Genomic DNA, 11,971 nt, shown 5'->3' with positions numbered 1-11,971 from the left:
TGAGGTATCTCAGGTCTCTTTTGGTCTATCTGCTCGCTGCTATTCTCAACGCAATCCAAAATTTGGAAACCAAAGCTCCCCGCAATCAGCCGCTATACACACCCGTCACAGCCTGAATTGCCTTGTTCAAGGTCGACTAAATCAGGGAGGATGTTATGGGTTATCTGTCTCGTACTACTGCAGTTTTGGCCTTGGCGCCGTTCATGACCGGCGCTTTTGTTGCCGCGTCATCGGTTTCGGCCCAGATGATGAATACCACAAGCTTGCAGCACACGATCGTGCTGGACGACGTCGACGAGCCGTGGGACATGTCGTTCCTTGACGACGGCACGATGTTCTTTACCGAAAAGTGTGACGGGCTGTCTGTCCTGCTGCCATCGGGTCAGGTCAACAACCTCTTAGGCATGTCGGGTGCCGAGGGCTATGCCAGCAGCGCGGACGATCTGTTCTGTGATGGACAGGCCGGGATGATGGGGGTTGCGGTCGATCCCGACTTTGCCAACAACCGTCAGATCTTTGTCTATTCGACATCCAACATGGTCACGCCACACACCAACCGGCTGATGCGACTGGTGGTGAACGAAGACTTTACCAACGTGTCGGACCGCACCGATATCGTGGACGATGTGCCCTACAAGATGGAGCCGAGTGACCACCCCTTCGGTGGGTCGGGTGCGCATAATGGCGGTCGGGTTCGTTTTGGGCCAGACGGGTATATCTACTTGACCACCGGTGACACCCATAACGGCCAAGTGCCGCAAAGCCCGACGATCATGGGCAGCAAGGTGCTGCGTATCGACCGGGATGGCAACGCCGCTGCCGAGAACACGCCGCCCGAGGGCTTTGACAAGCGGACCTTCACCTATGGTCACCGCAACGTGCAGGGCATCGCGTTCCACCCGGCAACCGGCACGCCGATCACGGCAGAGCATGGCCCGTGGCATTCGGACGAGATCACCGTGCTGCGCAACGGTGGCAATGCCGGTTGGGACCCGCGCCCGAACATGGCGGGTCGGGGCGATTGCCCTGACAATTACTGTGGCTATAGCCCGAACCAGATGGATGGCATGGACCGCTATGCGCGTGCTGCTTTCATGCCGATGACGGATCTGGCGACCTATCCTGATGCGATGCCGCCGATCTGGGACAACAACGGTTGGTCTCAGGGCACATCCTCGGCTGCGTTCCTCGAAGGCGAGCAGTGGGGCGACTGGAACGGTGCCATGGTCGTGGGTATCATGGGCATCGGCTTTGGCGGGACACCCATCGGCCAGCGGATCGACGTGATCGAACTGACCGAAGACCTGAAGGTCGAGGATGTCACCGAGTTGACGCTCGCAATGGAGTCGGGACGGTTCCGGTCGGTTGTGCTTGGTCCGGATGGCAGCCTTTACACGGCGACGGATGAAGGGTTCATCCACAAGCTTACACCGGGCAACTGACATGAAAAACCCTGCGCCGGACTGTTCGGCGCAGGGTGATCTGGATCACGGGCGTGAAGGGTCTTCAGCCTTTCTTGAGCGCGTCCCGGATTTCGAGCAGAACATCAAGCTCGCTCGGGCCAGTCGGAACTTCGGGCGCCACATCCTGCGGCTTTTCGGCGGCGGCCTTGATGCGGTTGACCATTTTCACAAGGATGAACACCACGAAGGCGATAATCAGGAAGTTGATGACCGCCATTATAAAACTGCCGATGGCAAAGACCGGCGCGCCCGCTTCCTGAGCCGCGGCAAGCGACGCGTGGGTGCTGCCATCCAGTGTGTAGAACCATCCCGAGAAGTCGATTCCGCCGGTGAACAGCGCGATGATCGGGTTGATGATGTCGCCCACGAGCGACGTGACAATCGCGGTGAACGCTGCACCGACGATGATACCGACGGCCATGTCCATGACATTGCCCTTGGCAATGAAGTCTTTGAATTCTTGAATCATTACTGGTGTTCCCTCGTGTTGGCTTGCCGCGACGAAAAATGCGTGGCTGCGATTTAGATACCATTGCCACAGTCATTGTCACGCATCCCGAAACAATCCACGGGGAATTTGCGAAGGCTTGCCGCAAATATGCAGCAAGCCAGAGTCATCTTTTCCGTATTGTCAATTTGGCAGGGTTCCAGTCAGCACATAACGCAGGATTTGCGCGACCTCTTGGGGGGTGCGGGTCATCGCGAGTGCTGCGGCATCCACCTCTTTCAGGGCATGATCATGTTCCGGCTGTTGCAGGATGATCAGGGACTTGCCCAAGGCAGCGGCATAGCCTGCGACAAAGGCGGCGTTCCACTGTTTGTACTTCTCACCGAAGCGCACCACGACGACATCTGCGTCCGCAATCCCCTTGCGGGTGCGGATCGCATTGACCATTGCGCCCTTGTGGTCGTGCCAATACTTGTTTTCTTCCGCGCCAAGGATCGCCACACCGCAATCGTCGCTCGCGGCGTGATCGGTCACGGGGCTGTCGAAACTCACGTCGAGACCTTGGCAGGCGTCGATGATCTGTTCACGCCAATCGGTGTGGATTTCGCCGGACAGGTAGACACGCAGGGCCATGGGATACTCCTTTTGTTTGGTAAAAGGGGTAGCGCAGATCGGCGGAAAGGCCAATCAATCGGTGCGACGCGCGATGACCGTGCGGCGGGGATCCTTGCCCGGAGCCATCTGGGTCTCAACGATGGTGAACCCGGCTTTCGTGATGGCCGCGTCCAGGTCGGAGGTCGACAGCTTGGCGAAATAAGGCGCTTTGCCAATGGCTTGGGCGATGGGCAGCCCAAGCTGGATGAACCACCAGATCACGCTGCCCCGGCCCGGCATGCAGAAGGTCTTGGAGATGAACAGACCACCTGGTTTGGTGCGCTTGGCGATCTCGGACAGCGCGCCATCAAGGTCTTCGAGCAGGTGCAACAGGTTGAGCGCAAGAACCGCGTCAAACGGGCCTGCGGGCGCGTCTGCCGCGTCGGACTGGAGGAATTCAACATTGGCCGTGCCGGCGGCCTGTGCCTTTTCGCGGCCCTTGTCGAGCATCGCGTCAGATACATCGGTGGCGATGATGTGCCCAAGGCTGGGCGCCAGCGCGATTGCTGTCGTTCCTGTGCCGCAGCCCAGTTCGAGGACGGAATCTGTAGGTGAGAGGAGTCCGCGCATCCGGTCGAGTGTGGCCTCATAGGCGGCCTGATTGCGGATTGGCGAGGCCGCGTATTTGTCCGCGACCCGATCCCAGAACTTCGCAGACTTGTACATGGTGGCCTCGCCTTTCTTGTTGTGTCGCCCTAGCCGCGCAGCGTGCCGCCGGTGGCTTTTTCGACTTTCTCGATGATCTTCTTGCCGACCGCTTCGATGTCCGCTTCCTTGAGCGTGCTATCGGTCGGCTGAAGCCGCACGGTGATGGCAAGGGATTTCTTGCCCTCTCCCAGCGACCCGCCGATGAATTCGTCGAACAGGCGCACATCCGAGATCAAAACCTTGTCGGCCCCGGCTGCTGCGTTCATCAGGTCGAGCGCGGCGACCTGCGCATCCACGACAAAGGCGAAATCGCGTTCGACCGCTTGCAGGTCGTTGAGCACGAGCGCCGGGCGTGTCGCCCCGGTTTTGCGCGGCAGGGGGATTTCCTGCGGCCAGAGGGTGAAGGCCACGGCAGGGCCTTTGACATCCATCGCCTTGAGCACCTTGGGGTGCAGTTCGCCAAAGACACCCAGCACCTTTTTCGGGCCGAGGCAGATCATGCCATGACGGCCCGGATGCCACCAGTCGCTCGCACCGCGCAGGATTTGGGTTTTCGCGGGTGCACCCATCGCGGCAAGGATCGCTTCGGCGTCGGCCTTGACGTCGAACACATCAACCGCGCGGGCGGTGCCGTGTACGTCCTTGGGGCCGGTCTTGCCGATCAGCAGACCGGACAGCATCAGATGCTGCTCTTCCGGCTCACCGCCGTGGAAGGCGTGACCGAGTTCGAAAAGGGCAATGTCCATGAACCCACGCGCCTGATTGCGGGCGGCGGCCTGCAACAGACCGGGCAGCAGGGCGGGGCGCATGTGGCTCATGTCGGTGCTGATCGGGTTGGCCAGCATGGTCGCATCGTCACCGCCGCCAAAGAGCGTGGCAGAGGCTTTGTCGATGAAGCTGTAGGTGACGCATTCGTTGTAACCCAACGCCGCCGCTGTCCGACGGGCGGCGCGTTCGCGGCGCTGCATCGGGGACAGGATCGGCTTGGGCACACCGGGGTCCATGCGGCGCATCGGCTTGCCCTGCAGCTTGGTCAGGGAGGCGATGCGGGCGACCTCTTCGACCAGATCGGCCTCGCCCAGCACGTCGGGGCGCCAGGAGGGGACTCGGGCCATGTTGCCTTCAAGCTTGAAACCAAGTGCGGTCAGGGTCTGACGCTGCTCGGCCTCGGGGATCTCCATGCCGACAAGCGAAATCACCCGCGCGGGGTCGAGTTTGTAGGCGCGGGAGGTGTCGGGCACGGCACCCGCTTGGATCACCTCGGAGGCTTCACCGCCTGCGTGATCGACGATCATCCGCACCGCCAGTTCCAGACCTTCGGGTGTGAAGACCGGATCGACACCACGTTCAAAGCGGTAACGGGCGTCGGAGTTGATCTTGAGCGCGCGGCCCGTGTAGGCGATCTGGATCGGGTCCCAATAGGCGCTTTCGACAAAGACATCCGTGGTCTCGTCGGTGCAGCCCGTTTCCTCGCCGCCCATGATGCCGGCGATGCTTTCGGGGCCTTTGGCGTCGGAAATGACCATCTGGCCGGGCTGGAGCGTGTAGGTTTTGCCGTCGAGCGCCAGAAGTTCCTCACCACCCTTGGCGCGGTGCACGCACAGGTCGCCTGTCACCTTGGCCATGTCGAACACGTGCAAAGGGCGGTTGCGGTCGTAGGTGAAGAAGTTGGTCACATCGACAAGGAAGTTGATCGGGCGCAGGCCGATGGCGCGCAGGGCATCCTGCAGCCATTGCGGGCTTGGGCCGTTTTTCACGCCACGAATGATGCGCCCACAGAAAAGCGGGCAGCCGTCGAGCGTGTCTTCGTCGATCACAACCTTGGTGTCGGCGGTGAAGCTGGCGGGCACGGCATCGACGGGTTTGGTCTTGAGCGTGCCCAGACCCCGCGCCGCCAGATCGCGGGCGATACCCTGCACGCCCAGCGCATCGGGGCGGTTGGGGGTGATGGCGATTTCGATCACCGGGTCAACCTTGGCGGGGTCGTTTTCGGCCAGCCAGTCGATGAATTTCTGACCCACCTCGCCCGAGGGCAGTTCGATGATGCCATCATGTTCGTCGCTGAGTTCAAGCTCGCGTTCCGAGGCCATCATGCCGTGGCTCTCGACGCCGCGGATGTTGCCGACGCTGAGCGTGACGTCGATGCCCGGCACATAGTCGCCCGGTTTCGCCAGAACGACGGTGATGCCCGCACGCGCGTTCGGCGCGCCGCAGACGATCTGCTTGTCGCCTTCATCCGTCTCAACCGTGCAGACGCGCAGGCGGTCGGCATCGGGGTGCTGTTCGGCGTGTTTCACCTTGGCCAGCGTAAAGGTCTTGAGCTTGTCCGCCGGGTTCTCGACGCCTTCGACTTCGAGGCCCAGATCGGTCAGGGCATAGGTGATCTCGTCAACGGTCGCGGTGGTGTCGAGGTGCTTTTTCAGCCAGGAGAGGGTGAATTTCATGGTTCGTCTTCCTGTAGGCCGGGCTTAAGCTCGGCAATCCAGTTCTGTGCCGGGCTGAAGCCCGGCCTACGATTTTAACTCAATCCGCCATGCAGCGTCGGCACATCCAGCGCGGCAAAGCCATAATGGCGCAGCCAGCGGAGGTCTGTATCGAAGAAGGCGCGCAGGTCGGGGATGCCGTATTTCAGCATTGCAATGCGGTCGATGCCCATGCCGAAGGCAAAGCCCTGCCATTCATTCGGATCGACGCCTGCGTTTTGCAGAACTTTGGGATGCACCATGCCGGAGCCGAGGATTTCGAGCCAGTCGTCGCCTTCGCCCACTTTCAGCGTGCCGCCTTCCCAGGAGCAGCGGATGTCGACCTCGGCCGAGGGTTCGGTGAAGGGGAAGTGCGAGGCGCGGAAGCGCAACTCTACATCGTCCACCTCGAAATAGGCCTTCACGAATTCTTCCAGCACCCATTTCAGGTTCGCCATCGAGATGTCCTTGTCGATGGCAAGGCCCTCGACCTGGTGGAACATCGGCGTGTGGGTCTGGTCGTAGTCGGCGCGATAGACGCGGCCCGGCGCGATCACGCGGATCGGCGCGCCGGTTTTCTCCATCGACCGGATCTGCACCGGCGAAGTGTGGGTGCGCAGCACGTGCGGGGGGCGATTGTCACCCTCGGCGCGGTGCATGTAGAACGTGTCCATCTCGGCGCGCGCGGGGTGGTGGCCGGGGATGTTCAGCGCGTCGAAATTGTACCAGTCGGTGTCGATCTGCGGGCCTTCGGCGACGGAAAAGCCCATATCGGCAAAGATCGCGGTGACCTCTTCGGTCACTTGGCTGATCGGGTGAATCGTGCCCATGCGACGGCCGCGACCGGGCAGCGTCACGTCGAGCCATTCGCCACGCAGACGCTCATCCAGCGCCACATCTTCGAGCGCCACTTTCTTCGCAGAAAGGGCCGAGTTGATCTCGTCCTTTAGGGCGTTCAGGGCAGGACCGGCGGTCTGGCGTTCCTCGGGGCTCATCTTTCCAAGTTCGCGCATCAGAAGGCTTATCTCGCCCTTCTTGCCAACGGCCTGCACGCGCAGGTCTTCGAGCGTGGCTTGATCGCTCGCCGCCGCAATCAGCCCAATATACTTGTCGCGCAGATCGTCCATGTCACCCTCCGGCTCGTCTTGTGCTTTCCCTAGCCGCGACCGTGCAGGGACGCAAGGCAGCGGGATTGTGCGGGGGGATTCTTTCGATCTGAGTCGCGAAAGTAACAGGCGAAAAAAAATCCTATGCTACAGCGCAGGGTTGCCACATAGATGTTGACCCGAACACCAAATTGAGCAGTATCGAAAGATATCACTGCCAATATGTTGAGCGAAACAACGCTCACGATGCTGCTTAATTCTGGGGGAAGAGCATGTCGTTACGAATTTTGAAAGAGCATTTGCCGTGGATTGCGCCGACCGCGGCGATCGTCCTTGCCGCAACCGGGGTCATCAGTTTCGGACCTCGAGATGCAGGGCCTGTTGGTGCTGCCTCTGACTTCGAGGTGTCGCGGACCGTGACGCAGAACCCTGTTGCGTTGGGCGAACAGGGTATCGGATTGGTGCCGCAAAGCTCGGGCAGCATCGAGGCCGTTCAGGCGGCGGTTCTGCAAGCGCCGCAACCGCCGGAAGTGACGCTGGCCCCGGCTCCGGTCGAGCCTGCTGTTGTGACACCGGTTCAGCCAACGGTTGCACCGCAAACCGTGTCGATCGAACCGGAACCCAAGGTCAGTCCGACCAGCAACCCGCAGGCGTTTTTTGCCGCCGCGCAGGCCAACCTCGCTCAGGATCAATCCTGTGTCGAAGACCTGCGTGTGCTTGCAAGCGAGGCGCGCATCTACTTTCCAAGCGGCGGCCTGACGGCAGAAGAGGCTGGCATGGCGCAGGCGCGTCTGATCGGGCTGGTGGCCCAGGATTGTCCGCACGTCGAGATTGTGGTCGAGGGCCATTCCGACCCGTCCGGCGATCCGGCGGTCAACCGGCGTCTGAGCCAGCAGCGCGCAGATGAGGTCCTCAAGCGGATTGCGGCGTCCGGTATCGACGTGACGCGGTTCCAATCCATCGGGTTGGGCAGCCAGAGGCCGTCAAATGTCACGGGTAGTCAATCGGCTGCCTATTATGACCGTCGCGTTGAGTTCCAAATTCGTGAAATCTCGCAACGCGCCGGAGTGACCGGGTTCTCACGTCCTTTGGGTAACGCGCCCTCCGCTTGCGCCGAACAGCTTCAGACGGCTGTCGCGCAGACCAAGCTGTTCTATTCGCCGCGATCGATTACGGCACCGTCTGATGGGATGCCTGCGGTCATGGATCTTGCAAGAAAGGCAAGCGCCTGCCCTGACGCACGGTTGCGCGTCGTCGGTCAATTCTCGGACGATCTTGGGTCTGGGGAAACGCCTGCGACGGCACGTCTTCGGGCGGTCGCTTTGATGAGTTCGCTTGTGGCTGCCGGGTTCGATCCCGAGCAGATCATCATCGCGGCGCATTCGACCCCGAAAATCCTTGCCGGTCAGCCGGGTCTGAGCGAGCGTCGTATTGATTTCGACGTGATCCTCGAAAACTGAGCGCGTCACGCTGGGAATAGGAAGCAGGGCGGTTCAACGGGCCGCCCTGTTTCGTTTTGGGATCAGATCGTTGCCATTTTGGTGTGTCGTGGTACGTCTTGTGATTGACCTTTGATCAGCAGCCAAAGCGCAAAGCTGATTTCCGACAGGGTCACGATGGCAAGAAGGCCAGCGCGGAGGATGCCGAGGACTGCTGCATCCGGAAACGCAAAGGCGTAGATGCTGTCAAGGACGTAGCCTGACGCGCCAACGATGAGCCCGACGCCGATGATGCGGGGAAAGCGGTGCGATGCCAGCACCAATGTACCCAGCAGGACAAGATGCAGCGTAAAGAACACCTGCCAAATCCAGACGCCGGCCCGGTGCATTTCTAGAAACAGGCCGGCAAGGTCGGCACGTTGAGCGGCGTCAAAGCTGCTGACCAGTTCCGGTGACTGCGCCAGCAGGGTCGCGCCCGCGTGGAAGAACAACATGGCGGACATCACACTGACCATGCTCAGCCGCGCCATTGCGGCGGCGAAGGACAGCGTCGCTGAGACCGGCTTGAACATGAAATAAAGCATCGTGAGCGCCATGATTTCGAACACCATGACCGCCAGATCCGCAGCGATACCAGCTTGGTAGAGCGAGGTGCGGGTCAGGATGTTGGTGACGGTTTGAGCCGGGTCACTCTGAACCACGATCTGCGATGGAACATAGGCAATGGCAAAACCACCTGCGATGGCGATGCCAAGGTAGAACATACCTGTGACACGGGCGTATTGCGGGGATGTCGGGTCTGAAAAGGCACGCATGGGAGTTCCTTTCATTTTGCAAAGCAACAGCATTCGGCGAGCGGGGGCTGGCCGTCGAAAAGCGGTATGGATGATGAATTGATCGTCGCGTCTTGGTGTGACTGTCCAAAATATACCCGAACGCGTACCCCAACAAAATTGACCTAATTTCTATTTTTGATATGCAGATTTGCATGGATTGGTCTTCTGTTACCTTTGACTGGAACCGGGTCCGCGCCTTTCTGGTGACGGCCGAAGAGGGATCCTTGTCGGCAGCGGCACGGGCACTGGGGCTGGCGCAGCCAACGCTCAGCCGGCAGGTCGATGCGCTTCAGACGGAACTTGGGGTTGTGCTGTTCGAACGCTTCGGGCGCGGTCTTGAGCTGACCCCAGCCGGGGCGGACCTGATCGCGCATGCCCGAAAGATGGGCGAGGCGGCCATGTCGCTTTCGATCGCGGCGTATGGTCAATCCGATGTCGTGTCCGGTCTCGTGACGATTTCAGCGTCCGATGCCTATGCCGGGCTTGTCCTGCCGCCGATCCTGAAGCGCCTGCGCGAGCAGGAACCCAGCATCACCTTACGGATTGTGGCCGACAATCAGGCCACTGACCTGATGCGGCGCGAGGCCGATATCGCCTTGCGCAACTTTCGGCCAAAAGAGCCTGATCTGGTTGCAAGACGACTTGCGGATGCAGGCGCGAACTTCTTTGCGGCTCAGGCCTATATCGACCGTTTCGGAGTCATCAATAGCGACACAGATTGGGCCAATGCGCAATTGATCGTGCCCGGTCCGGCAGAGGGCTTTGTCAGTGTGATGCAGTCGATGGGCCTTCCATTGACCCAGGCATCGGTCGCCTATGAATGCACGAGTTATCTGGCGATGTGGGAAATGGTCCGGCAGGGGCTTGGGGTCGGCGAGATCGATGTGCGCATCGGCGACGCGGACCCGTCAGTGAGCCGTGTTGCTCCTACGGTACAGGATTTGCCCTTCCCGATATGGCTGACCGCGCATCGGGATATTCTTTCCAATCGACGGTTGCGACTGGTCTACGATTTCCTTGCGGACGCGCTGTCGTCGCGGGACCAGCCTTGACCGATCAGCTCTCGAACGGATTGTCGAGCACACCGACGACCTGCAGAAGAAACGTTCCATCGCTCGGGTCGATGGCATCGCGATAGAATGTGTCGATCGCATCGACAGAGGCAATGATGCTGGAGGCCGTACCGTCGTACAGCGCCATCACGGCTTCTGCTTGCGCGACATCGGACATACCCTTGTGACCAGCGTAAAGCGCGCCGATGTCGATCTTGTTCTCGAGGTAGTTTCGATCCGCAATCTGCTGTTGAATGAAATCGAGCCCACGTTCGATCTGCAATGGCGACCGTGCCCCTTCGAGGACTTGAAGGATCAGTTCATCGCGCGACACGGCCCCCGAGTCCAACGCGTTTGTCCAGAATGTCAGACCCGCCTGATCTGCGGAGCGTCCAAGGACATTGCCATAGACTTCTGCGGTGAAATCCGCGTTCGACGTGCCATCAGGGTAGGTGGCGCGGGTTTCGTCCTGGTCGGCGAAGAGCAGGGCCATTTCGCTCAGTGACACGCCACTGGCGAAGGCGGTTCCCCAGAAGTTGAGACCGATGGAGTCAGGCGCACGGTTGAAATAGGCGATGTAGAGTTCGATGATCGCTTCTGCATCGTTCTGGGACAGATCGGCCAAGCCGCTGAACATTTGCAGGTCAAGCGGGCCATCGAAGGCCGGGATCTCGGTCGCGAAGTCAAGGAATTCGACGTTTTCCAGTGTGATGGCACCGAGGCCAAACGCCCGGTGGTCCGAAACGGTCACGCCATCTTGCCCGATGATCACGGTGTAGTCCGACTGGTCGCCAGCGAAAGTCACCGTATCGGTGTCGCCGAATGCGTCGATCCGTTTGAGACCATATGCGGCAGGAAGCGTGTCTGCGCCTGCCGTACCGAACAGAAGATCATCTTGGACGTCCACTATTGGAGGCGTCACCTCTTCGACGACAGGAATCGGAACAGGAGCCTTGGGATTGCTTGTCAGCGACTTGGCAATGCCTCGCAGGTCCAAGTACGAGAACTGAACGGTGATCTGCGCATCAATGTCGCCATCGGTCACCTCATAGACTTGCGACGTGGCTCCGCTGATCGCAGTTCCGTCCCGATACCATTGGTATGTGATCGTGGATGTGTCGATCCCGTTGGCGTCGCTGACCGCGTTGGGGCGCGCCGTCAGGCTTTCGCCGACAATCGCGTCCCCGAGAACAATCAGCGGATTGTTCGCGCCAGTGTCGTCCGGGACAGGTGTTCCGGCGGGAGGCACGGCGTTTTCAGGGTCGCTGGTCAGTATTTCGAGAGTGCCGCCAAAGTCGACATAGCTGTACCGCACACTGAGACGTGCGCCCACGTCGGCCTCGGACACCTCAAACGTGCGGTCAGTCGCGCCTTCGATGATCTCTCCGTCTCGAAGCCATTGGAATGTCGCGGTGGTGTAGTCAATGCCGTCCGCATCCCCGATCCCGTTCGGTCGCGCGATCAACTTTTCGCCAACATAGGCTTGACCCAGAACTGTGACCGGGCCTTTTGGCGTGTTGTTTGTGCTCAAGATCGTCGACATGACCTGGTCTTCTACTCATCGTCCAACAGCGGAGCTTTGGCGGCACCGGAATTTCAAGACTTCCTGAAACTGCGTGCAAGATTGCGGGCAGCCAAGTGCGCGGTATTCCGCGACACTGGATTGGCGCTCATCGCGGGATGTGCTGCTCGCGGCCCGTCATTGCTTGACGCTTGTCCAGACTTGTTGGATGTCACTGAGAACTGACCCAGCATTGTCATCGAGATTTGACCCGCCTGTCAGTATGTCGGTCGGTTCATGACGGGGTCAACATTGGCGTCTCCTTCCTCTTTTTTTTCGCGGTCTCCGAGCTGGCCTTGAAG

10 protein-coding genes are annotated in these 11,971 nt (G+C 60.2%); 3 read left to right on the top strand and 7 right to left on the bottom strand.

Annotated elements, in window-relative coordinates:
- The first annotated feature begins 155 nt into the window (after nucleotides 1-155).
- A complete protein-coding gene (locus tag JJ869_RS18055) occupies nucleotides 156-1,442 on the top strand; it encodes a PQQ-dependent sugar dehydrogenase (protein WP_292269185.1) in 1,287 nt (428 codons plus the stop codon).
- Nucleotides 1,443-1,506: 64 nt separating this feature from the next.
- Here JJ869_RS18055 and mscL read toward each other — a convergent pair whose 3' ends face one another.
- The 5 genes from mscL to pheS all read right to left on the bottom strand — a co-directional run bounded on the left by mscL (nucleotide 1,507) and on the right by pheS (nucleotide 6,802).
- Complete coding sequence (mscL, locus tag JJ869_RS18050; protein WP_292269183.1) at nucleotides 1,507-1,932, bottom strand: large conductance mechanosensitive channel protein MscL; 426 nt, start codon at nucleotides 1,930-1,932, stop codon at nucleotides 1,507-1,509.
- 162 nt (nucleotides 1,933-2,094) lie between these two features.
- The gene (locus tag JJ869_RS18045; protein WP_292269181.1) at nucleotides 2,095-2,544 is read right to left on the bottom strand and encodes a YtoQ family protein; all 450 of its coding nucleotides are present in this window, start codon (nucleotides 2,542-2,544) and stop codon (nucleotides 2,095-2,097) included.
- Nucleotides 2,545-2,598: 54 nt separating this feature from the next.
- Nucleotides 2,599-3,231 (bottom strand): class I SAM-dependent methyltransferase, encoded by a 633-nt coding sequence (locus JJ869_RS18040; RefSeq protein ID WP_292269179.1) that lies wholly within the window; start codon nucleotides 3,229-3,231, stop codon nucleotides 2,599-2,601.
- A gap of 29 nt (nucleotides 3,232-3,260) precedes the next feature.
- Nucleotides 3,261-5,657: a phenylalanine--tRNA ligase subunit beta gene (pheT, locus tag JJ869_RS18035; protein ID WP_292269176.1), complete on the bottom strand. Its 2,397-nt coding sequence runs from the start codon at nucleotides 5,655-5,657 to the stop codon at nucleotides 3,261-3,263.
- Nucleotides 5,658-5,731: 74 nt separating this feature from the next.
- Nucleotides 5,732-6,802: a phenylalanine--tRNA ligase subunit alpha gene (pheS, locus tag JJ869_RS18030; protein ID WP_292269174.1), complete on the bottom strand. Its 1,071-nt coding sequence runs from the start codon at nucleotides 6,800-6,802 to the stop codon at nucleotides 5,732-5,734.
- A gap of 251 nt (nucleotides 6,803-7,053) precedes the next feature.
- Between pheS and JJ869_RS18025 the strand changes: the two genes are divergently transcribed.
- Entirely contained in the window at nucleotides 7,054-8,241 is a 1,188-nt protein-coding gene (locus JJ869_RS18025; protein ID WP_292269172.1) for an OmpA family protein, read from the top strand.
- 62 nt (nucleotides 8,242-8,303) lie between these two features.
- Here JJ869_RS18025 and JJ869_RS18020 read toward each other — a convergent pair whose 3' ends face one another.
- Nucleotides 8,304-9,035 (bottom strand): DUF4386 domain-containing protein, encoded by a 732-nt coding sequence (locus tag JJ869_RS18020; protein WP_292269171.1) that lies wholly within the window; start codon nucleotides 9,033-9,035, stop codon nucleotides 8,304-8,306.
- A gap of 173 nt (nucleotides 9,036-9,208) precedes the next feature.
- Here JJ869_RS18020 and JJ869_RS18015 point away from each other — a divergent pair, with 173 nt between their 5' ends.
- Nucleotides 9,209-10,108 carry a LysR family transcriptional regulator gene (locus JJ869_RS18015; protein ID WP_292269170.1) on the top strand — a complete coding sequence of 300 codons (900 nt, stop codon included), beginning with the start codon at nucleotides 9,209-9,211 and terminating at the stop codon, nucleotides 10,106-10,108.
- Nucleotides 10,109-10,112: 4 nt separating this feature from the next.
- Here JJ869_RS18015 and JJ869_RS18010 read toward each other — a convergent pair whose 3' ends face one another.
- Nucleotides 10,113-11,651 carry a DUF4214 domain-containing protein gene (locus JJ869_RS18010; protein WP_292269168.1) on the bottom strand — a complete coding sequence of 513 codons (1,539 nt, stop codon included), beginning with the start codon at nucleotides 11,649-11,651 and terminating at the stop codon, nucleotides 10,113-10,115.
- Between the last annotated feature and the right edge of the window lie 320 nt (nucleotides 11,652-11,971).

This window comes from Marivita sp. (assembly GCF_017643905.1).
Classification (GTDB): Bacteria; Pseudomonadota; Alphaproteobacteria; order Rhodobacterales; family Rhodobacteraceae; genus Marivita.
Note: the sequence above shows the minus strand (reverse complement) of the source record. Positions and strands in the feature narration are given on the sequence as shown.

What these genes read in the sequence shown, in the direction of transcription:
- JJ869_RS18055 (WP_292269185.1), top strand. Translation starts at nt 156, where the DNA reads ATGGGTTATCTGTCTCGTACTACTGCAGTTTTGGCCTTGGCGCCGTTC.
- mscL (WP_292269183.1), bottom strand. Translation starts at nt 1,932, where the DNA reads ATGATTCAAGAATTCAAAGACTTCATTGCCAAGGGCAATGTCATGGAC.
- JJ869_RS18045 (WP_292269181.1), bottom strand. Translation starts at nt 2,544, where the DNA reads ATGGCCCTGCGTGTCTACCTGTCCGGCGAAATCCACACCGATTGGCGT.
- JJ869_RS18040 (WP_292269179.1), bottom strand. Translation starts at nt 3,231, where the DNA reads ATGTACAAGTCTGCGAAGTTCTGGGATCGGGTCGCGGACAAATACGCG.
- pheT (WP_292269176.1), bottom strand. Translation starts at nt 5,657, where the DNA reads ATGAAATTCACCCTCTCCTGGCTGAAAAAGCACCTCGACACCACCGCG.
- pheS (WP_292269174.1), bottom strand. Translation starts at nt 6,802, where the DNA reads ATGGACGATCTGCGCGACAAGTATATTGGGCTGATTGCGGCGGCGAGC.
- JJ869_RS18025 (WP_292269172.1), top strand. Translation starts at nt 7,054, where the DNA reads ATGTCGTTACGAATTTTGAAAGAGCATTTGCCGTGGATTGCGCCGACC.
- JJ869_RS18020 (WP_292269171.1), bottom strand. Translation starts at nt 9,035, where the DNA reads ATGCGTGCCTTTTCAGACCCGACATCCCCGCAATACGCCCGTGTCACA.
- JJ869_RS18015 (WP_292269170.1), top strand. Translation starts at nt 9,209, where the DNA reads ATGGATTGGTCTTCTGTTACCTTTGACTGGAACCGGGTCCGCGCCTTT.
- JJ869_RS18010 (WP_292269168.1), bottom strand. Translation starts at nt 11,651, where the DNA reads ATGTCGACGATCTTGAGCACAAACAACACGCCAAAAGGCCCGGTCACA.